This is a genomic window from Polynucleobacter sp. es-MAR-4 (assembly GCF_018882055.1).
Classification (GTDB): Bacteria; Pseudomonadota; Gammaproteobacteria; order Burkholderiales; family Burkholderiaceae; genus Polynucleobacter.
This window is the reverse complement of the sequence record NZ_JACVPF010000001.1, coordinates 313,567-339,067: the sequence shown is the minus strand read 5'-3', so window position 1 is coordinate 339,067 and position 25,501 is coordinate 313,567. Positions and strand designations below refer to the sequence as shown.

Sequence of the window (25,501 nt, the reverse complement as noted above, 5' to 3'; positions counted from 1 at the left end):
GAAGCAAGTAGATAAATACGATTCACTTATATATAGATTAAAAGAGGAACCAAAATGGCTGATCCAATGCGCGTAAGAGCTGCTGAAAACGGCGGTACTGTAGATGTAAAAATTTTGATGAAACATGATATGGAATCTGGCCAGCGTAAAGACGCTTCTGGCAAAACTATTCCAGCATGGTTTATCAGCACAATCAACGTAAAAGCCAATGGCAAAGATGTATTTAATGGTCAATTTGGTCCAGCAGTTTCCAAGGATCCATTCTTGAACTTTAAATACAAGGGTGCTAAAGGTGACAAGATTGTTGTAACTTGGAACGATAGCAAGGGTGACAAGCGCACGGACGAAGCAACCGCTTCTTAATTGCTTTTTGCTTTAATAAATCATCACCGCCTCCGTGGTTCTGAAAGGGTAGGAAATGCAGCGTAAATTGACCTTAGGGTTAGCTACTGGTTTAGTGGCAACTTTACTAACAATGACATCTTCGGTATCAGCACAAAAAAGTGCTACTGACGATATTGCTAAATATCGAGAGATGATTGCCGATGGAAATCCTTCAGAGCTTTACGAGGCGGCGGGCGAAGATTTATGGAAAAAGCCAGCTGGTCCCAAGAACGCTACGCTTGAAAAATGTAATCTAGGTTTAGGTCCTGGCGTAGTTAAAGGCGCTGCAGCACAACTACCGCGCTACTTTAAAGATACCAACAAGGTTCAGGATCTTGAATCCCGCTTGATGACCTGTATGCAAGTTTTACAAGGTCGCGATCCGCAAGAGATGATTGATGCACCATTCCAAAAGGGTCCAAAGAAGGACATGGAGGCAATTGTTGCTTACGTTGTAACCCAGTCTAAGGGTGACAAGATCAAGGTAAGCACTGCCCATCCAAAAGAAAAAGAAATGTATGACCTCGGCAAGCGTGCCTTTTTCTTCCAGGGCGGACCGATGGACTTCTCATGCGCATCTTGCCACTCCGAAAATGGAAAGCGTATTCGTTTGCAAGATTTACCAAATATCACGGAACAAAAGGGTGCTGCTTTAGGTTGGGGTTACTGGCCTGCATACCGTGTTTCTAGCGGTCAGTTTTGGACAATGCAGCAACGTTTAAATGATTGCTATCGTCAACAACGTTTCCCTTTCCCAATCTATGGCTCTGATGTCACCATGGCTTTGTCAATGTATATGGCAAAGAACGCTAATGGCGGCACAGTTGAAACACCTGGCTTGAAGCGTTAATAGATAAGAGACGACGAAAATGAAAATGACACACTTAAAACAACTCTTAGCTATTTCTGGATTTATTTTTGCTGCTGGCTTGGTGCAGACACCTGCTCTTGCTCAGCAAAAAAATGACCCTAAATTCAATAAGATGATGCAAGACAGCTTTAGGGCTCAAGGCATTGCCGGTTTGGATCGTATTGATCAAGATGCGACACAGAAATTCTGTTCAGATCCTCAATTTGCTAATAGCAAGCAGGGCGAGGCTATGCGTGAAAAAATTCAGAAAATGAATATGGACACGATTCAACAGCCGTCAGATGGCAAGTACATCGGCGACTGGAAGAATGGCGAAAAAATTGCCCAAAGCGGTCGCGGCGCAACCTGGTCTGATAAGGCTGATACTGTGATCGGTGGAGGCTGCTATAACTGTCACCAAATCGATCCAAAAGAAATCTCCTATGGAACGATTGGCCCTTCATTATCCGGTTACGGAAAAATGCGTGGCTACTCACCTGAGGTCATTACTTACACTTGGAACCGCATTAATAATGCAAAGGCTTACAACGCATGCAGCAATATGCCGCGTATCGCCCACTTCAAGCTCTTAAATGAGAAACAAATTCAGGATGTCATGGCTTTATTACTTGACCCAGAATCACCTGTAAACAAATAACAGATCTAAACAGGCCGAAAGGCCTGTTTTCTTAAGGAAATACTATGTCTTTAAATCGTCGTGAGTTTTTACAAGCGCTAGCTATCGCATCCGCTGGTGGCATGAGTTTGCAATCCAATTTTGCTAGCGCACAAACTACTGCGCAAAAATTTTATGACTTGCCGAAATTCGGTAATGTCCACTTTCTGCATTTCACGGATTGCCATGCGCAACTCCTGCCAATCTATTTCCGCGAACCTAACGTTAACTTGGGTATTGGCGCGCAAGAAGGTAAGACGCCGCACTTGGTTGGCGAGTACTTCCTCAAGGCTAACGGTATTGCTGCAGGCACACGTGATGCGCATGCATTCACTTATTTAGATTATGTGGCTGCAGCACAGAATTACGGCAAGATGGGCGGCTTCGCCCATATGGCAACCTTAATTAAGCAAATTAAATCCAGCCGTCCAGGCGCATTGCTATTAGATGGTGGTGATACTTGGCAGGGCTCCGGTACAGCGCTTTGGACTAATGGCCAGGACATGGTTGATGCAGCCTTGCTGTTGGGTGTTGATGTCATGACTCCTCACTGGGAGATGACTCTTGGTGAGAAGCGCGTAATGGAAATCGTCAATGGCGATTTTAAGGGCAAGGTTTCTTTTGTTGCCCAAAATATTAAGACCGCAGACTTTGGTGATTCTGTATTTAATCCCTACGTAATGAAAGTGCAAAACGGGATTCAAGTGGCCATCATTGGTCAAGCATTCCCGTACACGCCAATTGCCAACCCACGTTACTTCACTCCTGACTGGACATTTGGTATTCAGGAAGAGAATCTTCAAAAGACAATTAATGAAGTGAAGGCCAAGGGGGCAAAGGTTGTCGTATTGCTTTCGCATAACGGTATGGACGTTGATTTGAAGATGGCATCACGTGTAAGTGGTCTTGATGCAATCATGGGTGGACATACGCATGACGGCGTACCAATTCCAGTCAAGGTGAAGAATTCAGGTGGCATTACTTTGGTTACCAATGCAGGCTCAAATAGCAAGTTCTTGGGCGTGCTGGATTTTGATGTGAAGGGTGGCAAGCCAGTAGATTTCCGCTACAAACTCTTCCCAATCTTCTCCAATATGATTTCGGCTGATCCGGCTATGAATAAGTTGATCGCTAAAGTTCGCGCTCCATACGAGACAAAGTTGAATGAGAAGTTAGCTACTACAGATGGTCTTTTGTATCGTCGCGGCAACTTCAATGGCAGCTTCGACCAGTTAATTTTGGACGGACTGATGGCTCAAAAGAACGCAGAAATTGCATTCTCTCCAGGCTTCCGCTGGGGCACAAGCTTATTGCCAGGTCAGGCCATCACCCGTGAGAATCTATTGGATCAAACTGCAATTACCTATCCATACACAACAGTTACCAATATGACTGGTGAGACTATCAAGACCATTCTTGAGGACGTTGCTGATAACTTGTTTAACCCTGATCCGTATTACCAGCAGGGCGGCGATATGGTTCGTGTCGGTGGTATGCAATACACCATCGACCCTGCAGCCTCTGCAGGTAAACGCATTAGCGATATGCGTTTAAATGGTAAGGACATTGACCCAAGCAAGACTTATAAAGTTGCTGGTTGGGCGCCGGTTAGTGAAGAGGCTAGAAATGCTGGTGGTGAGCCGATCTGGGATGTAATCGAGCGTCATTTGCGCGATGTGAAGGTTGTAAAGGCTGTGAAGCTAAACGAGCCAATCATCAAAGGCGTAAAAAATAATCCTGGAATGGTTTCCCTCTAATACTTATTACTCGGAGATACGCAATGAAAAAATTACTTCAGTGCCTCGCAGCCTCTTTTGCATTTTTTGCTTTAGCTACTCATGCTGCCGGTCCCACTGAAGTGGTTTATCACATTGATGATGCAGAGACTCAGGGCATTAAAGGCCTGCGTAATATCCGCAATCATTTGGATGTATCTCCACAAACCAAGATCATTGTTGTTACCCATGCCAATGGGGTAGACATCATGATGGAAGGTGCAAAAGATAAGAAGAATGGAATTGAATATGCACCCCTAGTTGGCGCATTGAAGTCACGGGGAGTGCGTTTCGAGGTCTGCGAGATTACCTTAAAGAATCGCAATCTTAAGAAGGATCAATTTATTCTCGATACTGACTTCACACCGTCCGGGGTTGTTCGTGTTGCTGACCTTCAGTACCAAAATCATTTCGCTTATATAAAGCCTTAATTTTTTGCTTTGATAGCCATTCGGATGCGATCGTTTCTTCTTGCTGCTTTCTCGATTTTCTTATCTCTAACTACGGTTTATGCCTCAGATGATTTAATTCTTAAGCCTATCCAGGTGGCGCCACATACCTATTTTGTGCAAGGCCTTGCTGAAATGGGTAGCAGCAAGAATCAGAATTTCATTTCTAATGCAGGGTTTGTTATTACGCCTAAGGGTGTAGTAGTTGTTGACGCATTAGGTTCGCCGGTTCTCGCAAAGAAACTGATTGCTGAAATCAAAAAGATCACGCCTCAGAAAGTAGTCGCAGTCATTGTGACTCACTACCATGCTGATCATGTCTATGGTCTGCAAGAGTTCAGGAAAATTGGAGCAAAAATTTATGCTCAAGGCGAGGGTAGAAATTACATTTCCTCAGAAACCGCTAAGCAGCGACTAATTGCTTCCCGTGTTGATTTCGCCCCCTGGGTGAATGCCTCGACTAAGCTAATGGGGGCTGATGTATGGATAGATCAAAGCTATACGCTAACAGTCGGCGGAATTGAATTCAAGATTGGGAGGGTAGGCCCCGCCCATGCTCCGGAAGACTTGATTATTTACGTTCCATCAGAGAAGGTGCTTTTTGCTGGAGATTTAGTTTTCCGTGGCCGCATTCCTTTTGTGGGTAATGCAGATAGCAGGGGGTGGCTGCATGCTTTGGATGAAATTCAGGGGCTTAACCCCAGTACCGTGATTCCTGGTCATGGCGCTTATTCAAGCAATCCAACTGAAGATATCCGCTTTACAAGAGAATATTTGAAGTATTTACGTGAATCGATGACCAAATCGGCTATAAATATGGATCCTTTCGAGGAGGCCTATCAGCAGGCTGATTGGTCAGAATACGAAGGAATGCCCTTATTTAGGGCTGCAAACCGCATGAATGCCTATAACGTTTACCTCTCAATTCAGGCGGAATAGGGCAGATTTGTCGTCTGGGCTTTAAAATAGTCGTTTACTTCGCTAAATGACTGATTTCAAATGAAATTACCACTGATAAAGCTCGGCATTGCCATTTTTGCATCCCTTGGACTGCATTTATCTGCCTTCGCAACGCCAGATCTGGCAAATGGCAAAAAAATTGATCAGCAGAAATGCTACGCTTGCCATGCCAAGAAATCTGGTTTTGGTAATGGCGACATGATCTACACGCGTAGCGATAGCAAGGTTAAAAATCTCCAGAATTTAAAGTCGATGGTTGCAATGTGCAATACAGAGCTCCGTCTCGATCTTTTCCCTGAGGATGAGGCTGATGTGACAGCGTTTCTCAATAAACAGTTTTATAAATTTAAATAATTTCAGTAAAGACTTTTGATTATGGATGCGGTAGATATTTCCTCGCTTAGCAAATCCGTTTTGCTTGCTACCTTTGCAATTACTTTTTTGCTTGGTGCGGTTATGCAGAAAACTGGGTTTTGCAGCATGGGTGCAGTTTCAGATATTTTTATTATGTCTAGCTGGGGTCGCTTGAAGCAATGGTTCTTGGCCATTGGAGTTGCTATTGTTGGTTTTGCGCTGATGTCATATTTTGGTTTGATTGATCCATTAAAGAGCATGTATACCGGCAGCAAGTTCTTATGGCTATCTACTATTGTGGGTAGCACACTATTTGGTTTTGGTATGGTGCTAGCTTCGGGTTGCGGGAGCAAAACACTGGTTCGCATCGGCGGTGGAAATCTGAAGTCCATTGTTGTGTTTATGGTTCTCGGCCTATCCGCCTATATGACTATGAAGGGCTTTCTTGGCGTCATTCGCATCAATACATTGGATTCTGTTTTCGTAGCACTTAATACGCCACAAGATTTGCCAAGTATTTTGAGTCCAATCACTGGCATTGCTCGAGCTAACTTACATTTAGCTCTCGGGTTAATAATTGGTTTTGCTTTTATTGCATACGCTTTAGCAAGCAAGGCCTTTTGGACGGCAGAAAATTTGTTTGCAGGCATATTTGTTGGTCTCGCCATTTGTGCCGTATGGTGGGTATCCGGGAACCTGGGTTATGTTGCCGAGGATCCAAATACCCTAGCAGAGGTCTTCTTAGTCACCAACTCCGGTCGAATGGAGAGTCTTTCTTTCGTTGCGCCTTATGCCTACTCCTTGGATTGGCTAATGATGTACAGCGATACTTCCAAGGTCATCACCGTTGGTATTGCCGCAGTGATTGGGATGATTTTAGGTTCAGCATGTATTTCTATATTTACTAAGTCTTTTCGCTGGGAGAGCTTTCGTAATACAGAAGACACTGCCAATCACTTGATTGGAGCTACGCTGATGGGCTTTGGCGGCGTGACAGCACTCGGTTGCACCGTAGGCCAGGGCTTGAGTGGTATCTCTACGTTAGCGATCGGCTCAATACTTGCCTTACCAGGATTTATCTTTGGCGCATATTTGGCTCTACGTTATCTGGAGTCACGCAATGCTCCCAATCCCTGCAGTTAACCCTTTTATATTAAGAAAAATCAGATGCAGATAGATTGGTTGGCTTTTACACCTGGCCCCGCATTTCTCGGTGGAATGCTATTGGGTATTGCTGCGGCCTTATATGTGATTCTGCATGGTCGCATCCTTGGGATCAGCGGAATCGTTTCTGGTCTGCTTACGCCTAAAGAGGGCGATGTTAATTGGCGCTTAAGTCTTATATTAGGTTTACTAAGCGCACCGTTTTGGGCAAGCTTGTTGCTTGACCTGCACACCACAACAGTAATTGATGCGGATTGGGTGGCCATCATACTTGCCGGCCTTCTAGTCGGCTTTGGCGCCCACTATGGTTCTGGCTGCACTAGTGGGCATGGTGTTTGTGGTTTATCCCGTTTATCTCCAAGATCTTTGGTGGCCACCATTTCTTTCATGAGCGCTGGATTTTTCACGGTCTTCGTCGTTCGCCATGTGTTGGGTCTGTAAATCATGAGAAGACATTTCAATTTCTATAGTCAATATTTGATTGGCGTTTTATTTGGTATCGGCCTGATCATTTCCGGCATGAGCAATCCCCAAAAGATTCTCAATTTTCTTGATCTTGCTGGTAACTGGGATCCATCCTTAATGTTTGTGATGGCCGGCGCAATTCTGGTTGGTTTAGGCGGCTTTTATTTGGTCTCTAAGCGTACGGAGGCTTTTTTTGGTGGCGCTCTCCACATCCCCACCAGAAGAGATATTTCCAAGCCTCTCATCATTGGTAGTCTGATTTTTGGTGCAGGGTGGGGTATCGCTGGTTTTTGTCCTGGCCCCGCAATTGTTGCCTTGGGAGCTGGTCACATCAAGGCTCTAGTCTTCATATTGGCGATGCTGGCTGGCATGGCTATTTGCAACCGCTTCTTTACGGGCCATAAAAAGTAAGTCTGATTTAGAATCTAAGTTATTAGTTTTTAAATACTTTTTTACTTTTTGAGGTCTAAATGAGTCTTCCTATTGCTTGCCATACCGATCAATTCGGTACGCTCGGTCAAATCGACCCAAGCCACTTAGCTGAGATCGTTAAACAGGGTTACAAAAGCGTAATCAATAATCGCCCCGATTTTGAAGGCGGTCCAGATCAGCCTACTAATGCGCAAATTCAAGCGCAAGCAGAAGCACTAGGCTTGAACTACGCTTATTTGCCAGTTATTCCCGGTGCATTTACACAAGATCAAGTTGTTGAGATGGCGCGTTTGTTAAAAACAATGCCTGGTCCCATATTGGCCTTTTGCCGTTCAGGTGCCCGCTCTACTAATTTGTATCAAATGGCTCTACAAGTTCGCTAATCTTTCATTAAGAACTTATGCGCATTGAGATCCCAGAAGAGAAAAAGTTTGTTCATCAAATGAACATGCCAATTCGTTGGGGTGACATGGATGCATTTGGTCACGTCAACAATACGGTGTACTTTCGTTACATGGAGCAGGCCAGGGTGGAGTGGATCACTTCCCTTGGTTATAGCGTTGCCCCTGGCGATGAATCTATGTTGATGATGAATGGTTTTTGTAATTTTCATCAACAGCTTTCTTATCCTGGCGAGCTGATACTAAAGACGTATATCGGCAATATTGGACGCTCAAGCTTAGATGTGTTCACAACTATGGCTTTAACTACCGAGCCCGATTCGATGGCTGCGGTTGGTGGAGCTACTATGGTGTGGGTGGATCTGAAGTCAGGTAAATCGTCACCTTGGCCAGATCACGTGATCAATAAGCTGCGCTAGGACATTATTTGCAAGCTAGTAATCCCCATATTCTCGATATTGAAAAGCTGACTTCCTCGTTGACTGAGTTTGATGCCATTATTGACGTTCGCTCACCAGCTGAATTTGCCTTAGATCATATTCCTGGTGCTATTAATCTTCCGGTTTTGAGTAACGAAGAGCGGATCGAGATTGGCACACTATATAAGCAGGTATCGCCATTTGCTGCGAAGAAATTAGGCGCAGCTTATGTCTCTCGCAATATTGCTAACCACTTAGAGGACTCCCTGATCGATTTTCCAAGAGAGTGGCGCCCCTTGATTTACTGTTGGCGTGGTGGTGAGCGTAGCGGTGCCTTTACGCATATTCTCAATCGTATCGGCTGGAAAGCCATGCAGCTACAAAGTGGTTATCAAGGCTTTCGTCGTGTTGTGATTGATGGCCTCGATCAGGCCGCTAAAGATTTTTCTTTTCAAGTAATTGCCGGAATGACTGGCAGCGGCAAGACTCGTATTCTCCAGGAGATTGGTTCGCTTGGGCAGCAAATATTAGATCTCGAGGGTTTAGCTATTCACCGCGGCTCAGTCCTGGGTAATGAGCCAAATATTGAGCAGCCTTCACAAAAAGGTTTTGAAACCAAGCTGTGGAATGCGTTGAATAAATTAGACTCCAACAAGATTGTCTTTGTGGAGTCTGAAAGTAAAAAGGTAGGGGGCTTACATATTCCGGATCCATTAATGGAGCGAATTCGTGAAGGTCAATGCATAGAACTTCGTTCAAGTACCGCTACACGAGTTTCATGGCTTCTTCGTGAGTACCGACATTTTTTAGCTAATCCTGACAGCTTTAAGCAAAAGCTTGGCTTGTTAACATCGCGTTACGGCAAGGTTCAAATTGCCAAATGGCATGATGCAATTGATGCAGGGGATTTTGAGAGTTTGGTTGAAGAGTTATTGGTAATGCATTACGACCCATCGTACCAATCTTCAATCGTTCGTAATTTTCCGAGCTATCGCGAAGATCACTTCGTTCAACTGGATAATGATAGTGATGAAGCTTTTGCAAAAACGGCAAAAGACCTCATCACCAAGCTTGGACTTTAACTAAAAGCCTGAATTCCAGTTTGTGCACGGCCCAAGATGAGGGCGTGAATATCATGCGTACCTTCATAGGTATTGACGACCTCTAGATTGAGCATATGACGTACTACGCCATATTCGTCCGAGATGCCGTTTCCGCCATGCATGTCTCTTGCTAAGCGAGCTACATCTAAAGATTTTCCGCAAGAGTTTCGCTTCATCATGGAAGTAATTTCTGGGGCAGCAATTCCTTCATCTTTCATGCGACCTAAACGTAAGCAGCCCTGAAGAGCAAGCGTAATCTCAGTCTGCATATCAGCCAATTTCTTTTGAATAAGCTGATTGGCCGCGAGTGGACGGTCAAATTGCTTGCGATCCATGGTGTATTGGCGTGCAGCATACCAACACCACTCAGCAGCACCAAGCGTGCCCCAGGCAATACCGTAACGCGCTGAGTTTAAGCAGGTGAATGGACCTTTGAGGCCAGTAATTTCTGGGAATTCATTTTCAGCCGGAACAAATACATCATCCATCACGATTTCACCGGTAATGGAGGCGCGTAAACCCATTTTTCCGGTAATTTTCGGAGCTGATAAACCCTTCATGCCTTTTTCAAGGATGAAGCCCCTAATCAATCCCTCATCATTTTTTGCCCAGACAACAAAAACATCTGCAATGGGGGAGTTTGAAATCCACATTTTGGAGCCGGTTAGTGAGAAGCCGCCTGGTACCTTCTTAGCTCTAGTGATCATGCCTCCGGCATCAGAGCCAAAGTTTGGTTCAGTCAAGCCGAAGCAGCCAATCCATTCGCCAGTAGCCAACTTAGGTAGATATTTTTGCTTTTGCGCTTCACTGCCAAATTCATTAATAGGCACCATGACTAAAGAGGACTGCACGCTCATCATGGAGCGGTAGCCAGAATCAACGCGTTCAATTTCACGGGCGATGAGTCCATAAGAAACGTAATTGAGATTGGCGCCACCATATTCTTCGGGAATGGTGATACCTAAAAGGCCGAGTTCACCCATCTCACGGAAGATCGCTGGATCAGTAGTTTCATTACGATATGCGTCATGAATACGCGGCATCAAACGACCTTGGGCATATTCAGCGGCTGCATCGCGCACCATGCGCTCTTCTTCAGTTAATTGCGTATCGAGGAGGAGGGGGTCCGCCCAATTAAAACTAGCTTTGCTCATGGTTCTTAGTCGTCCTATCTTAGTTTTTAATCCGTATCCTGTGAAATTTTATGAATGCAGATATTCTCTCTCCATTATCCATTTTTTTCTTGTTTGATGGACGCACCCAGACGCCACCACCGCTACTACGATCTTATATTGACGGCCTTTGTCGTAGTTCTGCTGTGTTCCAACTTTATTGGCGCCGGTAAGGCTGCGACTTTGGATTTGCCCTTTTTTGGCAATGTGACCTTTGGGGCTGGAATCCTCTTTTTCCCGATTGCTTACTTTTTTGGCGATATCCTTACTGAGGTCTATGGCTATGCCTATGATCGCCGGGCGGTGTGGGCGGGTTTTGCGGCCTTGGCTTTTGCCGCAATCATGGCTCAAGCAGTCATTGCTTTGCCGGTGGCTTCTGGGTCCTATATGGCTAATTACCAGCAGGGCATGGAAACAGTATTTGGCAACTCGTGGAGAGTTGCTATGGCCTCTATGATTGCGTTTTGGTGCGGCAGTTTTGTAAACAGCTATACGCTAGCCAAAATGAAGATCTTGACCCAAGGGCGCTTTCTTTGGATGCGGACTATCGGATCAACAGCCAGCGGGGAATTAGTGGATTCATCCTTGTTCTATATGCTGGCGTTTTACGGCCTGTGGCCACTAAATGAGGTCTTGGCTGTAGCAGCCTCCCAATACGTCCTGAAGACCTCCTGGGAGGTTCTGGCAACCCCTTTAACGTATTGGGTGGTGGGCTTCCTGAAACGCAAGGAAGACCAAGATCACTACGATATTCACACTAATTTCACGCCATTTAAGCTCAAAGTCTAATTTACGGCTTTTTTGCGCGCAAGCCGTTAAAATAACGGTCTTTGATGCAAAACCTGCATCCGAACCCTAGTATTGACCTATCAGAAAGTAAGAACACATCCGTGCTGTCCGCATCTAATATCACTATGCAGTTTGGGGCAAAACCCCTGTTTGAAAACATCTCCGTTAAGTTTGGTGGCGGTAACCGCTACGGCCTGATCGGCGCCAACGGTTGCGGCAAATCTACCTTTATGAAGATTTTGGGTGGCGAGCTAGAGCCTACCAGTGGAAATGTGAGTTTGGATCCTGGTATTCGCTTGGGTAAATTACGCCAAGATCAGTTTGCGTATGAAGATGTGCGCGTACTTGACGTAGTGATGATGGGTCACGAAGAGATGTGGAAAGCTGCAGCTGAGCGTGATGCTATCTACGCCAACCCAGATGCTACTGATGAAGATTACATGAAGGCTGCTGAGCTAGAGGGTAAGTATGCTGAGTACGGTGGCTATACCGCAGAAGCTAAAGCAGGGGAGTTGTTGTTAGGCATTGGAATTCCAATCGAGCAACACAATGGCCCAATGAGTGCTGTGGCTCCAGGCTGGAAGTTACGCGTTCTGTTGGCCCAAGCTTTGTTCTCTGACCCAGATGTACTCCTCTTGGATGAGCCAACCAATAACTTGGATATTCACTCCATTCATTGGCTCGAAGATATTCTGAATCAAATTAAGAGCACGATTGTCATTATTTCTCATGATCGCCACTTTTTAAATGAGGTGTGCACTCATATGGCGGATATGGACTATGGAACACTCAAGGTATATCCAGGCAATTATGACTCGTACATGTTGGCATCCGTTCAGGCAAGATCGCAACAGCTGAGCAACAACGTTAAAGCTAAAGAAAAAATTGCTGAATTGGCTGCTTTCGTAGCGCGATTTTCTGCAAATGCATCTAAGGCACGTCAGGCTACTTCTCGTCAAAAGCAGTTAGAGAAAATTGAGATTGTTGAAGTCAAGCCATCTTCGCGTCAGAACCCATTTATTCGTTTTGATTCTGAGAAGAAGTTGCACAACATGGCTGTTGAATGCAATGCATTAACTAAAGCCTATGACCGCACCATCTTCAAAAACTTTAAGCTAGGTGTTCGTGCGGGTGAAAAGATTGCAATCATCGGGCAAAACGGCGCTGGTAAGACAACTCTGCTTAAAACAATCCTAAGTAAACGTTTCGATGGAATTGCCGCTGATAGTGGCGATGTTAAGTGGGCAGAAAATGCTTATGTGGGCGTGATGCCTCAGGACAATACCGAGATGTTCGCAAAAGACGAATTGCTCATGGATTGGATGAATAACTGGCGCAATACCGGCGACGATGATCAAGTGATTCGTGGCACATTGGGTCGCTTATTATTCTCCGGTGATGATATTGGCAAGTCCGTCAAAGTGTTATCTGGCGGTGAGAAGGGCAGAATGATTTGGGGCAAATTGATGCTTCAAAAATATAACGTCCTTGCAATGGACGAGCCAACTAATCACATGGATATGGAATCTATTGAGAGCTTGCAGATCGCTCTTGAGAAATATGAAGGCACTTTAATTTTCGTATCCCATGACCGCGAGTTCGTTTCAGCTTTGGCTAACCGCATCTTGGAAGTCAAGATGGATGGTACCGTAGTGGATTATTCCGGAACATACGAAGAGTATCTCCGTAGCCAAGCTTTAGCAGGCTAAGTATTTTCTTTTGCTTGACGTTGGAATCGCATTGCAGTGCCATCGGCACGGATGCGTTTCCAGACAGAATCTTTTTCTTCCTGACTAAAAAACACCCAGTTGCTGACCTCGCCTAGAGTGCGGCCACAGCCCTGACAGATTTCGTCATAAAGGGTAGTGCAAACGCCAATGCAGGGTGAGTCAGAAGCATCATCACCGACCGCTAAAGAATTAGCTCCGGCTTGCTCTAGTGGGTTGCTCGAAGAGTTCATGACAACACTTTAGACGATTTCAAGGGAATGTGTTGCTCGAGCTCATCAACATATGCCGCCATGCCTTCATGTTCGCGCTCTAAGAAGCGCTTCACTGCATTGGCAAAAACAGTATCCTGGATCCAATGTGCGGACTGTAGGGTGGTTGGTAAAAATCCCCTGGCCATCTTGTGCTCACCCTGGGCGCCACCTTCAAATATCTCAATACCTTCCTTGATGCAATATTCAATAGCTTGGTAGTAGGCCAATTCAAAGTGTAGGCAAGGAATATGCTCTATAGCGCCCCAGTAGCGTCCGTATGCCTTTTTAGCCTGCTGATCAACGACGAGTAAGGAGGAGGCAATCGGCTTTCCATCTTGTTCGGCAATAATTAGATGTAGATTCTCGGGCATAGTCACCCCAAGTAGCTGAATACATTCCTCGGTTAAGTACGGAGAAGAGCGATGTTCTATGTAGGTGTTTTCATAGCAGCGATAGAAGAAGGCCCAATCATCAGGTGTTGTAATCGATCCGAGAATATGACGATAGGTAATTTGATGATTTTCTACGGAAGCACGTTCTCGCCGAATATTCTTACGGCGCTTCATCGTTAAGTCAGCAAGAAATTGCTCAAAATTTTGGTAGCCGTTGTTATGCCAATGGAACTGTACAGAATCACGGAGCATGAATCCTTGCTTTTTGAGTTCATCTTGCTCATCCATCCCTGGGAAAAGGACATGTGCAGAGGAGAGTGCATTTTGTATTACTAGCGTTTTCAAGCCCGAGACTATGATCTTTTGAATGGCGCTTTTATCCGCATTTGACGACATAAGAATTCTTGGCCCGCGAACGGGTGTAAATGGGATTGCAGATAGTGCCTTAGGGTAATAAGCCATCCCGTTCTGTTCATAAGCCTGGGCCCATGCCCAATCAAAAACAAATTCACCATAGGAGTGTTGCTTGAGGTAGAGGGGCATTGCCCCGAGAAGTCTTGAGTTTGAGTCCTCGACTAAAAGGTGGGCTACCTGCCAGCCGGTATTGCCACCTACACAACCAGTTAGCTCTAAAGCATTTAGGAATGCATGCTTTAGGAATGGTCCTGCATCAGGCGGAAGTAGCGCATTCCAGTCGGCCTCAGTAATTTCTGAAAGGCTTTGAATTACCCGAAGTTGGATGGCATTTTGATTCAACGGAAGCGAAGAAATCAGTCCTGAATTATCTCAATCTTGTAACCATCTGGGTCAGTAACGAATGCGATGATGGTATCCCCACCCATTACTGGACCAGCTTCGCGAGTCACATTGCCGCCTGAGGCCTTGATCTTCTCGCAAGCAGCATAAGCATCAGGAACGCTGATTGCAATGTGACCATAAGCAGTGCCCAAATCATAGCTATCAACACCATGGTTATAGGTGAGCTCAATCTCAGATTGTCCATCGGCATTTCCTTTGCCAAAGCCTACAAATGCCAAAGAATATTTCTGCTCTGGACGCTCAGTAGTTCGCAGCAGGTTCATGCCTAAAACTTTGGTATAGAAATCAATCGAGCGAGTCATATTGCCGACTCTAAGCATGGTGTGTAGGATCATCATTCTTCAAATATAAAGGTAAACGTAGTTTCTCGTTGGATATGAAAAAACCCAGGGGGAAGCCTGGGTTTGTGGGCTTAAGGCAGTATTGGTTTACTGAATCTTTGCCTTAGCGCGAAGCTTTTGCATTAATTCAGAGAATTTGGCTTTTTGCCAATTTTGGTCTGCAGTGATCATCTGCTTTAGCTGGTCTTTGATTTCTTCCATGCTAGGCGCCTTCAAGTCGCGAACATCATCCAATTTAATAATATGCCAGCCATATTGAGTTTTGACTGGCTTGTCAGTAACTTGACCTTTTTTGAGCTGGACCATCGCCTTTGAAAATTCAGGCACGAGTGCTTTGTCGCTTACCCAGCCAAGATCGCCACCATTAGGAGCAGATCCTGGATCTTTGGATTTTTCTTTTGCGATTTGTTCAAAGTTACCGCCAGCCTTAATTTGGGCTGTGATGGCTTTAGCATCAGCTTCTTTTTCTACCAAGATATGCTCTACGTGATATTCCTTGCCAGTGTACTGACCTTTAACTTGTTCATAAGCAGCCTTCAAGTCAGCCTCAGCAACACCTTCCTTTTCTACATAATCTTCAAAAACTGCGGCAATCAAAATACCCATTTTGGATTGTTCAAGCTGCTCACGTACCGACTCTTTTTGCATTACGCCACGATTATTCGCTTCTTGCAGAATGAGTTCACGGGTAACGAGCATTTCTCTGGCTTGATCTCGCACTTGAGGGTTATCAGGTTGATTAGATTTTTGAACCAGCTTATCAAGCTGCGCCTTGGGAATTGCTTTGCCATTAACAATGGCAGCATTTTGCGCGTAAACAGCTGATGAAAGAAGTGCAGCACTAAAAGCGCTAATAGTCAGAATGTGGCGAGTGTTCATAAGCTATAAATATTAATAAGGGGAAAGGGGAATCTTAAAGCAATCTGCGTTTAATTAGTGCTTTCACTAGGGGTGAATGCAAGAATAGTGAGGGCGTGAATTGCTGCTGGAAAGTGCTTATTGAGGGCTGCATAAACAGCCCGATGACGGGCTACCTTGGATACCCCCTCGAATTCTGGAGTAACGATGGTCAGCTTAAAGTGGCCGCCACCGGTAGCTGCTCCAGCATGGCCTGCGTGTAGATGGCTTTCATCCTCAATCTGCAAGTGTGTAAGCTGGAATGTTGACCTTAGATCCCTCTCAAACAAAGCTATGCGCTCTTGATTGGCACTCATTCTGGGGGATGCTCCATATGACGACTTAGCCAGACCCCTTGAAGAATAACAAAGCAAACTAGCAAGCCTGTGCTGCCAAATAATTTGAAATTGACCCAGGCTTCTTCTGAGTACTCAAAGGCAATATACAGATTGAGGGCGCCCATAAAGAAAAAGAATAGCGCCCAGGCCATATTGACCTGGTGCCAAACGGATTTAGAGCTGTGCTCTTTAAGAGTAATCTGCTTGCCCATCAAGACCTGAATCCAATTCTTTTGGAAGAACTGCGCACTAATAAATAGGGCGCCAGCAAAAAGCCAGTAAAGAGCAGTTGGCTTCAATTGAATAAAGGTTTTGTCATGCAAGAAAATTGTCAGACTGCCAAATACAATAATCATGACAAGACTTACCCATTGCATAGCGTCGATTTTTCGGTGACGGTAGTACACCCACAAAATCTGGCCAATGGTAGCAACCATAGCAACGATAGTAGCAGTGTAAATATCGCCAAATTTAAAGGCGATAAAAAAGAGGATGATGGGGAAAAGGTCAAATAGAAATTTCATACACGGATTATCCAGCTATTTACAGGGTTATTCAGTTTTGCTGGGTGCAGCGTTTTCAGAGGGCTCAAACTTCAAGGAGGCTGAGTTGATGCAATAGCGTAGCCCAGTAGGCTGTGGGCCATCATCAAAGACATGACCCAGATGTGCATCACATTCAGTACAGCGCACTTCGGTGCGGATCATTCCATGAGAAACGTCTCGAATCTCGGTTATGGCTACATTATTTTCTGGTGCGTTGTAGCTAGGCCAACCACAACCAGCATCAAACTTAGTAGAGGATTGAAACAATGGCGTATTGCAACATATGCAGCGATATTGGCCATTAGCCCAGTGATCCCAAAATTCTCCAGAAAAAGGTCGTTCTGTCGCGGCCTCACGGGTTACGCGATATTGAATCTCGGTCAACGATTTTTTATATTCTTGATCTGTTTTCTTCATTATGGCAAATATGTTGGTTTATGAGGAGCAGCTAACTGAAATTCGCTCCATATCGTTGGGCGGTGGATTTGAGTATGCTTCAAATGTCTCCTGCTCATCGAATGGTTTGCTGAGTATCTGTTGCAATATCGAAATTTCAGAAAAATCATCTTGCTGAGCCTTTTCAATTGCGGCTTGAGCTAAATGATTTCTCAGAATGTATTTTGGATTGATCTGGTTCATTAATTCCCTGCGGGAATCATCACTACTGACTTCAGATTGAAGTCTCTTGAGATAATCGGCAAACCATTGATCGATATTATCCCGATCGATAAATAGATTTCTTTGGCTTACCTCTTCTGGATTGGAATCTTTGCTGACAGTGCTCAGGCTGCGAAAGAAGCTAGTGAAATCAACCCTAGATTGATGCATTGCTTGCAGGAGACGTTCAATCAATAAGGTATCGCCGTCTATCTGCGACTGGAGTCCCAGTTTGAGGCCAAATGCATGCTGCCATTCCTTGGCATAGATCTCAGGAAATTCCTCTAAAGCCGACCGCAATAGCTCTTGTGATGCTTCGGATGAATGCTTTAGTTCAAGCAAGGGGAGCATTGCGCTAGCCAGACAGGCCATATTCCAATGCATGATTTGTGGTTGGCGGTGATATGCATATCGGCCGCCATGATCGCTATGATTGCAGATGTGATCGATTTCAAAATGATCTAAAAATCCAAAAGGGCCGTAATCAATGGTTAAGCCTAGGGCGCTGATGTTGTCAGTATTGAGAACGCCATGACAGAAACCAACTGCCTGCCACTGTGCCACTAACTTGGCGTTGCGAGAACTTATCTCTTTGAAAAGTTCTAGATAGGGATCCTTTTTGTCTACGCATCCTGGATAAAACTCAGCAATGAGAAGGTCTGCTAATTCTTGCAGGCGGTCAATATATTGTAGTGATGCGAAGTGTTCAAGGTGGCCAACACGAATAAAGCTTGGCGCTAAGCGAGAACAGACTGCTGCAGTTTCCATGGTTTCTCGTCTAACCGCCTGTTTTGATCCAACCACTGAAAGAGCTCGGCTAGTTGGTATGCCAAGCGCATGCATTGCTTCGCTGCATAGAAACTCGCGGATAGATGATCTTAAAACTGCTCTGCCATCCCCCATTCTGGAATAGTGCGTCCTACCGGCACCCTTTAACTGGAGCTCTTGATGATTGATGTCGCCAAGCAGAATAGCGCGCCCATCACCGAGTTGTCCCGCCCATGATCCAAACTGATGTCCGCTATAAGCTGTTGCGATAGGGTTTGAAAACGTGAATTGACCAACATGCAATTCGTTTCCCGCCAATACTTCGAGCCACTGAGGGTCGCTTGGCAGGCCGTTGGCTCCGCGCTCAATATGTATTAGCTCACCAGCATCTGCAGAAAAAGCGACCCAATAGGGGTCATCTAGTGGGGTGGGTGGAGTAGGCTGACAAACATCATCGCCGCGCAGGGTAAAGGACATATTTTGTATTCTATGGGTAATTCACAAGCGTCGCAGAAGTCTCTAAAATGACCCTATGACAAATAAAGTACAACTGAATGCGGCAACTCAGCTTGCCAATCTGGGCGAGGAGCTCAATGTTCCTTTTTTGAAGCTTCTTGGAGTTCGACTGATCACCGCCGAAATGGGCAAAGGCGAGATCCTTCTAGCTCTAAGGCCTGAGCACACCAATACCTGGAATGTTGCCCATGGTGGAGTTTTGCTCACGCTCATGGATGTAGCCATGGCAGTGGCTGCTCGTTCTGGAGATCCCGGTGATCGTAGTGTAGTTACTGTGGAGATGAAAAATAATTTTATGCAAGCTGCAAATGGCATCTTGCGTGTAAAGGCTGACACGGTGCGACGTACTGCCACGATGGCGTTTTGTGAGGCTAAGCTTTACAACGATCAAGGTGAAGTCTGCTGCATGGCAACCGGGACATTTCAATTTCTAAAACGACTGGCTACCAAGGATGCGAATGGTGAGCGAGTAGTGAATGAAGACTCGCGTCAGAAATAAATTCTTTAAATTTCGCAGCTGACTAAACGGAGAGGTTGGATCCCGGAGCGGCACTAAGCTCTCCGGTAACGACATCATGGCCAACTGTACCGTTAGCATCAAATCGTCTTTCTACCATCTCAAACTGACCATCTTTGCGAACGCGCAGAATTGTGCTTGATCGAGTCCCATAAGATGGCGTTTTAATAAAAGCAGCAGATAAGGCTTTTTCCCACTGTGGATTAACTCCGGTATTAGGCAGCTCTTGTGGACTTGCTTCGTGTGTATCTGCTAATACACGCAAATAGTGATCTGCGTTTTTGAGTTGGCCACTATCCATTGCTAAGGTTTGAGCAAATGCAGCTACACGGTGATTTACTTTGGGCCACGGGGTATCTAGCATCGCATTGGATAGACCATAAACCCCGGGGCTGAGTGCTTGCTCTGGAAATATTTTTCTTGGGCGAATATTTTGGCCCATCATAAGGCGATTGCTAACCCAGTGCATCTCAGCATTCTCTGGATCGCTAAGATCTGCCATTAGTAAATTAAAGCCGTTATATTGCTCAAACCGCTTAGCATTTTCTTGGATGTAATCGTGCGGCTTATGATGACCCGTCAAATAGTGCAAGCTAAGTTCGCCACGTGTTCTGGCATCAGGCTTCTTTTCGCTCGGAGCTCTAACATTGGTCAGTGCAGCAAAACGACCGGTCTTGGTAAAGCCCAGCCAAGTTCCTGGGCTACCAAGCACATCCGCCCGATCTTTGCCTGCTAAAAGATGGGGGTGATCTGACCACCAGCCCATGGGATCTGTATCACGCTCGTAAAACTCATCTCGATTTGCTGCTACCACCAATGGGTAGTCTGGATGTGATTTCCAGGCAAAAAGAATTAGGCACATATTGAAATAATTAGGGTCGTCGTGAGATTAAATCTCTAATAATGGGTAGGGCAGTTGGTCTATTTTTAACACAGGCCCCTCGCTCATGCCTAGATGAATTGCACCTGACTCTAGTGCATCTAACTTGCATTCAATCTGAAGGTCAATACGATTTCCATCTTCTGAGTTAAGTGCTGCTAGCACCACCATTCCGCAGGGCTGGCTAGCATCACTATCGTGAAACAGCTCCACACCAGGTTTAGCGTAATTTAGGCTGGATACACTTGCATCTGTATGCGCCAATTGAAGTCGCCGCTTTACAGCGCCACGGTATTGACTACGAGCAACAATTTCTTGCCCTGGGTAACAACCCTTTTTAAAATCTACGCCCGCAACTGATTCAAAGTTAATCATCTGCGGAACAAACTGCTCCTGAGTTGCCAGCACAATGCGTGGAATTGCACTTAATACCTCCAGAGAATTCCACTGGTCGAGGGCGAGCTCATCAATTAACGATACATTGGCCTCTGATTTTCTTTGTGCAATGAGAGTACGCTGAAAGCATTGCTCGTGAATGACCACATCTGGTATGCGTAATGCGATAGATCCCTCAGTTAGAGGTTTAGGCTGTTCATCGTGATCGTTTTGATAGGAGCCATAAACATCCCAGTCGATTGAAGCGTCAATTACTTTGACTTTTGAGCGCAGAACGTACATCGATAGGCGCTTAGCAGTGCTGGCTGCAATATCTTTGGAAAGAAACAGGGCAAAACGATCATCGGAATCCTGGGATTCAGGAAATAAGCCAAGCCAAGCGCTTGCCAAAAGGCGACCCTTGGGATTGCAGTAGCCAACTAGGCGAATGGCCCCTGGACCCTGGGCTATTTCACCTGAAAGGGTGCGCTTGAGGCTTAAAACGGAGTTGCTCAATTGACTCTGAAGGAGGGTTGCTGCATCTGGACCTTCAACCAGAATCACCCCCCAATTGGTAAGAGTGGTAAATCCGCGATTCAGGCTAGTGGCTGGCATTGTGATGTTTTCTGGGTTCCGGGTCATGTGCTTTTATCATAGCTCGATGAGCAGAAAATTTCAGAGAAGAACTCTATTTATAAAGCATTCGAATGGCGGGGCATGGAAATCCTATGCCCTCTACCTATTAGCCTTTCTAATTCTTTTGTATGGAGCCATCTTTTTATGGCCTGTTGTACCAGCCCAATCAAATATCGCAGATGGTTCAGCCTATAAAGTGAAGATTGCCCCTCAGTCTGGGTTATCAGCCATATCAAGCCAACTATCAGAGCAGGGGATATCCTCAAATGTTGTTGCTTTCCAGATTGCGGCGAGAGTACTTTTTGTTGGTTCCAAGCTCAAGCCGGGCACTTACCTCGTAACGACTCGCGCTAGTCTAGGCAATGTTTTGCTTCAATTCGCGCGGGGAGATCGCGTTCGAGAGAGTGTGACCATCATTCCTGGCGTGACTATATGGCAACTCAGGAGCCTTATTGATAATCACCCAGCCCTGATTCATCAAACCAAGGGAATGAGCTCCAAAGAGCTGCTAAAAGCTTTAGACCTTTCTTATCCGAGCGATGAGGGGCTTTTCTATCCTGATACTTACATTTTCGATCCAGAGGATTCTGATATTTCAATTTATCGAAGAGCCTCAAAGGCAATGCAGAAGCATCTGACTGCGGCTTGGGATCAAAGAGATGCCACTTCCCCATTAAAAACCCCCTACGATCTCCTGATTTTAGGTTCAATAGTTGAAAAGGAGACAGGCCGCCCTAGTGACCGAGCGCTGGTGTCTGCAGTATTTGTAAATCGCCTTCGGATCAATATGCCTTTACAGACCGATCCAACTGTAATTTATGGCATTGGGCCTAAATTTGATGGGAATCTTCGAAAAGCAGATTTGCGGAAAGACAGTCCCTACAATACTTATATGCGTAAAGGTTTGCCACCAACCCCGATAGCCATGCCAAGCAAGGAGTCTCTCCAGGCTGTGATTCATCCAGCAATGAGTGATGCAATTTATTTTGTAGCGCGTGGTGATGGCAGCAGCCATTTTTCCAAAACATTAAAAGAGCATGAGAATGCCGTTGATCAATATCAACGTAAACGAAATGCAGCCACTAAACCGACTTCACAGTAAGAGCTATGACAACTCATTTACCAGGTTATTTCATTAGTTTTGAGGGCATCGATGGTGCTGGAAAGAGCACGCATATTGATGCCTTTGGACAACTTTTGAAAGATCGATATCCAGACCGTGATGTTGTCATGACTAGGGAACCGGGCGGCACTCCATTGGGCGAACAACTGCGCGCATTATTGCTTGATGCTCCGATGAACTTGGAGACTGAAGCGCTACTGATGTTTGCTGCTCGTCGAGAACATATTGCTCAGGTGATAGAGCCAGCATTAAGTGCCGGGAAGATTGTTATCTCCGATCGCTTTACAGATGCAAGCTTTGCTTATCAAGGTGGTGGACGTGGCTTAAGCCTTGAAAAATTAGATCATTTAGAGCGCTGGGTGCAAGGTCGTTCGGATGGCTCATTACTGAAACCCGACCTGACATTCTTGTTTGATTTGCCTGGATCCATTGCTGAAGCCAGAAGATCAAAGGTTAGGGCGCCAGACAAGTTCGAGCAAATGGATTTAAATTTTTTTGAGAAAGTCCGGCAAGAATATCTACGCAGGGCGAAGGCGGATCCTAGTCGCTTTTATTTAGTGGACGCCACTAGAACCCCTGAAGTAATTTGGGGTGATCTACAGTCCTTGGAGATTCAGCTGTAAATGAGTGAACTGATGTTTCCGCAAGCTTCAACCAAAAAAATAGCACCTTGGCTTGAGCCCATTTGGGATGGCCTGGACTTGGCGGCGCTTCCCAATGCTGTTTTGATTCATGGTCAATCAGGCATTGGTAAGTTTGAATTTTCTATCCAATTGGCTAAAGCACTTTTATGTGAGGCATCAGCAGCTGTAAAGCCTTGCAGTCATTGCGAAGCATGTAGGTGGTTTGACTCCGGCAATCACCCAGACTTCATAGCCCTCGTTCCCGAGACACATCGCAAGCTCTTGCCTCACGGTGATTTTGATTCTGACTCTGAATTACCCAAAAAATCTAAAGCCAGTCAGTCTGATGGCGATAGTGATGCACCGGAAAAAAAGGAAAAGAAAAGCATCTCGATTGAGGATGCGCGTACTGCAATTGAAGGTCTTTCGATTGGCTCGCACCGTGGCGGCAATCGTGTCATTTTGGTTTATCCATTAGAAATGCTGAGATCAGACTCTGCAAATACCTTGCTAAAGTCATTAGAAGAGCCGCCAAAAAATACAATATTCATCTTGCTTGCAGATCGACTTGATCGCGTTTTACCAACCATTCGTTCCCGTTGTCGTTTGCTATCCGCGCCAAGACCAGATCGCATAAGTGGGCTCAATTGGTTGCGCAATCAACTCAACACTATTCCTGATCTAAAAATAAGCGATACCGACATTGAATCAATATACGATGAGCAGGGCGGGGCGCCCTATGCGGTCTTAGATTCCTTAATTGCGCGTCATCACAAGGATGAAAAAGATGAGCTCACTATTGCTATTCAAGCATCCCGTTATTTATTACAGGCGATGTCACAGGGTGCTCGAATTAATTGGTTAGATGCTGCTGACAAGACGCAAAAAGCACGTTACTCGGTTTTGTTAGCCACGATGCAACGCTGGGTCTCAGACTTACAAAGTTGCGCTCAAATGGGTTCGCCTCGCTATTACCCGAAACATGAAGCGGCGATTAAGGCTCTTGCTCAACAAGCTCGCCTTCCCAAGCTACTTCGTTTCTGGAAGTCCTTAATACAAGCCCGCCGCCATGAAAATCACCCTCTGGCCACCCGCATTCAGCTCGAAGCCTTGCTTTCTCAATACCAACAGGTATTTGAAGACTAAAATGGCGAGTCATGTTTATAGACTCCCATTGCCACCTCGATTTCCCAGAATTTCAAACGCGCTTGCCTGAGGTTTTTGCCAATATGGCCGCCTGCAAGGTGAGCCATGCACTTTGCGTATCAGTTGATATTCCTGATTTTCCTAATGTAAAAAAGCTTGCTCAAGATCATGCTCATTTGTATGCCTCCGTTGGAGTCCATCCTGATTACGAAGATACGCCAGAGCCTAGCTTTGATTTCTTGGTTGAAGAGGCAAAGCATCCCAAAATCGTTGCCATTGGCGAAACCGGGCTTGATTACTATCGAATGGGTGATCGTAGCTATGAATCCATGGAATGGCAAAGAGAACGCTTCAGGACCCATATCAGGGCGGCTATTGCATCTAAAAAGCCCCTCATCATTCATACGCGCTCATCTTCAGCCGATACGCTCCGAATCCTAAAAGAAGAGGGTGCTGATCAAATTGGTGGTGTGATGCACTGCTTTACAGAATCTACCGAGGTTGCCAAGGCGGCCATGGAAATGGGCTTTTACATCTCTTTTTCAGGCATTGTGACGTTTAAAAGCGCTAAGGATCTTCAGGAAACCTGCAGGCAAGTACCTTTAGATCGCATGTTGATTGAGACGGATTCGCCGTATTTGGCGCCAATTCCTTATCGCGGCAAGACAAATGAGCCAGCCTGGGTGTCTAAAGTAGGTGAATTTGTTGCTGAATTAAAGGGCGTTTCTGTTGATTCGCTAGCGCAACAGACCTCTAATAACTTTTTTCAATGTTTTCAAATAGATAGAGAAATCTCATGAGAATTTCAATTAAATTATATTGCGCGCTACATGCTGCTTTATTGTGCTTTCCTAACTTTGCATTTTCTCAAACAGAGGATCAGGTTACTGATTTCACTAAAGCGGCTAAGTTTGACGATGTTTCAGAGGTTAAATCACTTTTAAAGGCTGGTGTTAGCCCGAATACCCTTGATCCCAAGGGTAACCCTATGCTGATCGTTGCGGTGCGCGAGAAGTCCCTTAAGGTCACAGACTTGCTTCTTTCTATTCCAGCTACTGATGTTAATTTAGCCAATAAAAGTGGTGAAAATCCGCTGATGATGGCAGCTTTTGATGGTGACTTTCCGACTGTCAAGGTTCTGGTGCTTGAGAAAAAGGCTTCTGTAAATAAACCAGGATGGGCCCCGATTCATTACGCCGCTACAAATGGCCACCTGCAGATTGTTGAGTTTCTGATGGCCAATGGAGCCAAGGTTAACGCCTTAAGTCCTAGTGAGACGACGCCATTAATGATGGCCATTGGATCTGGCAATGATCAGCTCATCAAATACTTGCTTGATAACGGCGCTGATTTAAGCATGCGAAATCACGAAGGTTATACAGCGATAGATGTCGCACAGCTTTTCGGTAAAGACGATATCCGTGATGGCTTAATGTCACGCTGGCTAAAGCTTTATAAACAGCCATATCCAGGTGGCCCAAAGAAGTCTCCTACATAATTGCCTTATCTGCTATTTGCGTATAATCATTATTATGTCAAATAAGAAATAGAGCC

The 25,501-nt window shown here is 45.4% G+C and carries 32 protein-coding genes; 21 read left to right on the top strand and 11 right to left on the bottom strand.

From position 1 onward, the window contains the following. Positions 1–54: 54 nt before the first annotated feature. Genes soxZ through mnmH form a run of 13 tightly spaced genes read left to right on the top strand, consistent with a single transcriptional unit; the run spans position 55 to position 9,411 of the window. Positions 55–363: a thiosulfate oxidation carrier complex protein SoxZ gene (gene soxZ, locus ICN16_RS01675; RefSeq protein ID WP_015421154.1), complete on the top strand. Its 309-nt coding sequence runs from the start codon at positions 55–57 to the stop codon at positions 361–363. A 55-nt stretch (positions 364–418) separates the two neighbouring features. Beyond that, positions 419–1,234: a sulfur oxidation c-type cytochrome SoxA gene (gene soxA / locus ICN16_RS01670; protein WP_216133308.1), complete on the top strand. Its 816-nt coding sequence runs from the start codon at positions 419–421 to the stop codon at positions 1,232–1,234. Positions 1,235–1,253: 19 nt separating this feature from the next. Continuing rightward, the gene (soxX, locus tag ICN16_RS01665; protein ID WP_216133307.1) at positions 1,254–1,892 is read left to right on the top strand and encodes a sulfur oxidation c-type cytochrome SoxX; all 639 of its coding nucleotides are present in this window, start codon (positions 1,254–1,256) and stop codon (positions 1,890–1,892) included. 44 nt (positions 1,893–1,936) lie between these two features. After that, a complete protein-coding gene (soxB, locus tag ICN16_RS01660) occupies positions 1,937–3,667 on the top strand; it encodes a thiosulfohydrolase SoxB (RefSeq protein WP_216133306.1) in 1,731 nt (576 codons plus the stop codon). 23 nt (positions 3,668–3,690) lie between these two features. Further along, positions 3,691–4,116, top strand: a complete 426-nt coding sequence (locus ICN16_RS01655; RefSeq protein WP_216133305.1) for a DsrE family protein — start codon at positions 3,691–3,693, stop codon at positions 4,114–4,116. Positions 4,117–4,140: 24 nt separating this feature from the next. After that, on the top strand, positions 4,141–5,073 hold the full coding sequence (locus tag ICN16_RS01650; RefSeq protein ID WP_216133304.1) for an MBL fold metallo-hydrolase: 933 nt from the start codon (positions 4,141–4,143) through the stop codon (positions 5,071–5,073). A 60-nt stretch (positions 5,074–5,133) separates the two neighbouring features. Continuing rightward, entirely contained in the window at positions 5,134–5,448 is a 315-nt protein-coding gene (locus ICN16_RS01645) for a hypothetical protein (protein ID WP_255533132.1), read from the top strand. Between the two features lie 21 nt (positions 5,449–5,469). Continuing rightward, positions 5,470–6,591: a YeeE/YedE family protein gene (locus tag ICN16_RS01640; protein ID WP_216133303.1), complete on the top strand. Its 1,122-nt coding sequence runs from the start codon at positions 5,470–5,472 to the stop codon at positions 6,589–6,591. A 24-nt stretch (positions 6,592–6,615) separates the two neighbouring features. Further along, a complete protein-coding gene (locus ICN16_RS01635; RefSeq protein WP_216133302.1) occupies positions 6,616–7,053 on the top strand; it encodes a YeeE/YedE family protein in 438 nt (145 codons plus the stop codon). Positions 7,054–7,056: 3 nt separating this feature from the next. Continuing rightward, positions 7,057–7,488 (top strand): DUF6691 family protein, encoded by a 432-nt coding sequence (locus ICN16_RS01630; protein ID WP_216133301.1) that lies wholly within the window; start codon positions 7,057–7,059, stop codon positions 7,486–7,488. Positions 7,489–7,547: 59 nt separating this feature from the next. Next, positions 7,548–7,892, top strand: coding sequence for a TIGR01244 family sulfur transferase (locus ICN16_RS01625; protein ID WP_216133300.1), 345 nt, complete (start codon positions 7,548–7,550; stop codon positions 7,890–7,892). 17 nt (positions 7,893–7,909) lie between these two features. Then, on the top strand, positions 7,910–8,329 hold the full coding sequence (locus tag ICN16_RS01620) for a thioesterase family protein (RefSeq protein ID WP_216133299.1): 420 nt from the start codon (positions 7,910–7,912) through the stop codon (positions 8,327–8,329). An 8-nt stretch (positions 8,330–8,337) separates the two neighbouring features. After that, a complete protein-coding gene (gene mnmH / locus ICN16_RS01615) occupies positions 8,338–9,411 on the top strand; it encodes a tRNA 2-selenouridine(34) synthase MnmH (protein ID WP_216133298.1) in 1,074 nt (357 codons plus the stop codon). On the opposite strand, the gene ICN16_RS01610 is transcribed toward mnmH, so the two are convergent. Next, positions 9,408–10,586: an acyl-CoA dehydrogenase gene (locus ICN16_RS01610; RefSeq protein WP_215374147.1), complete on the bottom strand. Its 1,179-nt coding sequence runs from the start codon at positions 10,584–10,586 to the stop codon at positions 9,408–9,410. The two genes, mnmH and ICN16_RS01610, sit on opposite strands and share 4 nt — an antisense overlap. Before the next feature lie 96 nt (positions 10,587–10,682). Between ICN16_RS01610 and ICN16_RS01605 the strand changes: the two genes are divergently transcribed. Both ICN16_RS01605 and ICN16_RS01600 read left to right on the top strand, forming a co-directional pair. Then, positions 10,683–11,393 carry a queuosine precursor transporter gene (locus tag ICN16_RS01605; RefSeq protein ID WP_216133297.1) on the top strand — a complete coding sequence of 237 codons (711 nt, stop codon included), beginning with the start codon at positions 10,683–10,685 and terminating at the stop codon, positions 11,391–11,393. 101 nt (positions 11,394–11,494) lie between these two features. Beyond that, positions 11,495–13,102: an ABC-F family ATPase gene (locus tag ICN16_RS01600; protein ID WP_216133296.1), complete on the top strand. Its 1,608-nt coding sequence runs from the start codon at positions 11,495–11,497 to the stop codon at positions 13,100–13,102. Here ICN16_RS01600 and ICN16_RS01595 read toward each other — a convergent pair. The 8 genes from ICN16_RS01595 to ICN16_RS01560 form a co-directional block, all read right to left on the bottom strand. Beyond that, positions 13,099–13,353, bottom strand: coding sequence for a DUF1289 domain-containing protein (locus ICN16_RS01595; protein WP_216133295.1), 255 nt, complete (start codon positions 13,351–13,353; stop codon positions 13,099–13,101). The two genes, ICN16_RS01600 and ICN16_RS01595, sit on opposite strands and share 4 nt — an antisense overlap. Further along, positions 13,350–14,522, bottom strand: a complete 1,173-nt coding sequence (locus ICN16_RS01590) for a GNAT family N-acetyltransferase (RefSeq protein WP_216133294.1) — start codon at positions 14,520–14,522, stop codon at positions 13,350–13,352. Before ICN16_RS01590 ends, ICN16_RS01595 begins: the two co-directional genes overlap by 4 nt. Positions 14,523–14,536: 14 nt before the next feature. Then, entirely contained in the window at positions 14,537–14,923 is a 387-nt protein-coding gene (gene gloA / locus ICN16_RS01585) for a lactoylglutathione lyase (protein WP_216133293.1), read from the bottom strand. Positions 14,924–15,013: 90 nt separating this feature from the next. Continuing rightward, a complete protein-coding gene (locus tag ICN16_RS01580) occupies positions 15,014–15,805 on the bottom strand; it encodes a peptidylprolyl isomerase (RefSeq protein WP_216133292.1) in 792 nt (263 codons plus the stop codon). Positions 15,806–15,855: 50 nt separating this feature from the next. Then, a complete protein-coding gene (locus ICN16_RS01575) occupies positions 15,856–16,140 on the bottom strand; it encodes a BolA family transcriptional regulator (RefSeq protein ID WP_216133291.1) in 285 nt (94 codons plus the stop codon). Then, positions 16,137–16,685, bottom strand: a complete 549-nt coding sequence (locus ICN16_RS01570; protein ID WP_216133290.1) for a septation protein A — start codon at positions 16,683–16,685, stop codon at positions 16,137–16,139. Before ICN16_RS01570 ends, ICN16_RS01575 begins: the two co-directional genes overlap by 4 nt. A 27-nt stretch (positions 16,686–16,712) precedes the next feature. Next, positions 16,713–17,123 carry a peptide-methionine (R)-S-oxide reductase MsrB gene (gene msrB / locus ICN16_RS01565; RefSeq protein ID WP_216133289.1) on the bottom strand — a complete coding sequence of 137 codons (411 nt, stop codon included), beginning with the start codon at positions 17,121–17,123 and terminating at the stop codon, positions 16,713–16,715. Between the two features lie 18 nt (positions 17,124–17,141). Continuing rightward, entirely contained in the window at positions 17,142–18,608 is a 1,467-nt protein-coding gene (locus ICN16_RS01560; protein ID WP_216133288.1) for a YdiU family protein, read from the bottom strand. 55 nt (positions 18,609–18,663) lie between these two features. Between ICN16_RS01560 and ICN16_RS01555 the strand changes: the two genes are divergently transcribed. Further along, positions 18,664–19,146 (top strand): PaaI family thioesterase, encoded by a 483-nt coding sequence (locus ICN16_RS01555; protein WP_216133287.1) that lies wholly within the window; start codon positions 18,664–18,666, stop codon positions 19,144–19,146. A gap of 22 nt (positions 19,147–19,168) precedes the next feature. Here the strand turns inward: ICN16_RS01555 and ICN16_RS01550 are convergent, their stop codons facing one another. Beyond that, positions 19,169–20,026: an NRDE family protein gene (locus ICN16_RS01550; RefSeq protein WP_216133286.1), complete on the bottom strand. Its 858-nt coding sequence runs from the start codon at positions 20,024–20,026 to the stop codon at positions 19,169–19,171. 27 nt (positions 20,027–20,053) lie between these two features. Continuing rightward, a complete protein-coding gene (locus ICN16_RS01545) occupies positions 20,054–21,061 on the bottom strand; it encodes a folate-binding protein YgfZ (RefSeq protein ID WP_216133285.1) in 1,008 nt (335 codons plus the stop codon). Positions 21,062–21,080: 19 nt separating this feature from the next. On the opposite strand from ICN16_RS01545, the gene mltG reads away from it, so the two are divergent. The 5 genes from mltG to ICN16_RS01520 are packed head-to-tail and all read left to right on the top strand — an operon-like array spanning position 21,081 to position 25,445. Then, positions 21,081–22,157, top strand: a complete 1,077-nt coding sequence (mltG, locus tag ICN16_RS01540; RefSeq protein ID WP_216133284.1) for an endolytic transglycosylase MltG — start codon at positions 21,081–21,083, stop codon at positions 22,155–22,157. Positions 22,158–22,162: 5 nt separating this feature from the next. After that, on the top strand, positions 22,163–22,801 hold the full coding sequence (gene tmk, locus ICN16_RS01535) for a dTMP kinase (protein ID WP_216133283.1): 639 nt from the start codon (positions 22,163–22,165) through the stop codon (positions 22,799–22,801). After that, entirely contained in the window at positions 22,802–23,947 is a 1,146-nt protein-coding gene (locus tag ICN16_RS01530; protein WP_255533556.1) for a DNA polymerase III subunit delta', read from the top strand. It begins immediately after the preceding gene. Between the two features lie 11 nt (positions 23,948–23,958). Then, the gene (locus ICN16_RS01525; protein WP_216133282.1) at positions 23,959–24,747 is read left to right on the top strand and encodes a TatD family hydrolase; all 789 of its coding nucleotides are present in this window, start codon (positions 23,959–23,961) and stop codon (positions 24,745–24,747) included. After that, positions 24,744–25,445 carry an ankyrin repeat domain-containing protein gene (locus ICN16_RS01520; protein ID WP_216133281.1) on the top strand — a complete coding sequence of 234 codons (702 nt, stop codon included), beginning with the start codon at positions 24,744–24,746 and terminating at the stop codon, positions 25,443–25,445. The genes ICN16_RS01525 and ICN16_RS01520 overlap by 4 nt, the downstream gene beginning before the upstream one ends. Positions 25,446–25,501 lie beyond the last annotated feature (56 nt).

Excerpts from the sequence above, each read along its gene's own strand:
- soxZ (WP_015421154.1), top strand. The coding sequence starts at position 55 with ATGGCTGATCCAATGCGCGTAAGAGCTGCTGAAAACGGCGGTACTGTA.
- soxA (WP_216133308.1), top strand. The coding sequence starts at position 419 with ATGCAGCGTAAATTGACCTTAGGGTTAGCTACTGGTTTAGTGGCAACT.
- soxX (WP_216133307.1), top strand. The coding sequence starts at position 1,254 with ATGAAAATGACACACTTAAAACAACTCTTAGCTATTTCTGGATTTATT.
- soxB (WP_216133306.1), top strand. The coding sequence starts at position 1,937 with ATGTCTTTAAATCGTCGTGAGTTTTTACAAGCGCTAGCTATCGCATCC.
- ICN16_RS01655 (WP_216133305.1), top strand. The coding sequence starts at position 3,691 with ATGAAAAAATTACTTCAGTGCCTCGCAGCCTCTTTTGCATTTTTTGCT.
- ICN16_RS01650 (WP_216133304.1), top strand. The coding sequence starts at position 4,141 with ATGCGATCGTTTCTTCTTGCTGCTTTCTCGATTTTCTTATCTCTAACT.
- ICN16_RS01645 (WP_255533132.1), top strand. The coding sequence starts at position 5,134 with ATGAAATTACCACTGATAAAGCTCGGCATTGCCATTTTTGCATCCCTT.
- ICN16_RS01640 (WP_216133303.1), top strand. The coding sequence starts at position 5,470 with ATGGATGCGGTAGATATTTCCTCGCTTAGCAAATCCGTTTTGCTTGCT.
- ICN16_RS01635 (WP_216133302.1), top strand. The coding sequence starts at position 6,616 with ATGCAGATAGATTGGTTGGCTTTTACACCTGGCCCCGCATTTCTCGGT.
- ICN16_RS01630 (WP_216133301.1), top strand. The coding sequence starts at position 7,057 with ATGAGAAGACATTTCAATTTCTATAGTCAATATTTGATTGGCGTTTTA.
- ICN16_RS01625 (WP_216133300.1), top strand. The coding sequence starts at position 7,548 with ATGAGTCTTCCTATTGCTTGCCATACCGATCAATTCGGTACGCTCGGT.
- ICN16_RS01620 (WP_216133299.1), top strand. The coding sequence starts at position 7,910 with ATGCGCATTGAGATCCCAGAAGAGAAAAAGTTTGTTCATCAAATGAAC.
- ICN16_RS01610 (WP_215374147.1), bottom strand. The coding sequence starts at position 10,586 with ATGAGCAAAGCTAGTTTTAATTGGGCGGACCCCCTCCTCCTCGATACG.
- ICN16_RS01605 (WP_216133297.1), top strand. The coding sequence starts at position 10,683 with ATGGACGCACCCAGACGCCACCACCGCTACTACGATCTTATATTGACG.
- ICN16_RS01595 (WP_216133295.1), bottom strand. The coding sequence starts at position 13,353 with ATGAACTCTTCGAGCAACCCACTAGAGCAAGCCGGAGCTAATTCTTTA.
- gloA (WP_216133293.1), bottom strand. The coding sequence starts at position 14,923 with ATGATGATCCTACACACCATGCTTAGAGTCGGCAATATGACTCGCTCG.
- ICN16_RS01580 (WP_216133292.1), bottom strand. The coding sequence starts at position 15,805 with ATGAACACTCGCCACATTCTGACTATTAGCGCTTTTAGTGCTGCACTT.
- ICN16_RS01575 (WP_216133291.1), bottom strand. The coding sequence starts at position 16,140 with ATGAGTGCCAATCAAGAGCGCATAGCTTTGTTTGAGAGGGATCTAAGG.
- ICN16_RS01570 (WP_216133290.1), bottom strand. The coding sequence starts at position 16,685 with ATGAAATTTCTATTTGACCTTTTCCCCATCATCCTCTTTTTTATCGCC.
- msrB (WP_216133289.1), bottom strand. The coding sequence starts at position 17,123 with ATGAAGAAAACAGATCAAGAATATAAAAAATCGTTGACCGAGATTCAA.
- ICN16_RS01560 (WP_216133288.1), bottom strand. The coding sequence starts at position 18,608 with ATGTCCTTTACCCTGCGCGGCGATGATGTTTGTCAGCCTACTCCACCC.
- ICN16_RS01555 (WP_216133287.1), top strand. The coding sequence starts at position 18,664 with ATGACAAATAAAGTACAACTGAATGCGGCAACTCAGCTTGCCAATCTG.
- ICN16_RS01550 (WP_216133286.1), bottom strand. The coding sequence starts at position 20,026 with ATGTGCCTAATTCTTTTTGCCTGGAAATCACATCCAGACTACCCATTG.
- ICN16_RS01545 (WP_216133285.1), bottom strand. The coding sequence starts at position 21,061 with ATGACCCGGAACCCAGAAAACATCACAATGCCAGCCACTAGCCTGAAT.
- mltG (WP_216133284.1), top strand. The coding sequence starts at position 21,081 with ATGAGCAGAAAATTTCAGAGAAGAACTCTATTTATAAAGCATTCGAAT.
- tmk (WP_216133283.1), top strand. The coding sequence starts at position 22,163 with ATGACAACTCATTTACCAGGTTATTTCATTAGTTTTGAGGGCATCGAT.
- ICN16_RS01530 (WP_255533556.1), top strand. The coding sequence starts at position 22,802 with ATGAGTGAACTGATGTTTCCGCAAGCTTCAACCAAAAAAATAGCACCT.
- ICN16_RS01525 (WP_216133282.1), top strand. The coding sequence starts at position 23,959 with ATGTTTATAGACTCCCATTGCCACCTCGATTTCCCAGAATTTCAAACG.
- ICN16_RS01520 (WP_216133281.1), top strand. The coding sequence starts at position 24,744 with ATGAGAATTTCAATTAAATTATATTGCGCGCTACATGCTGCTTTATTG.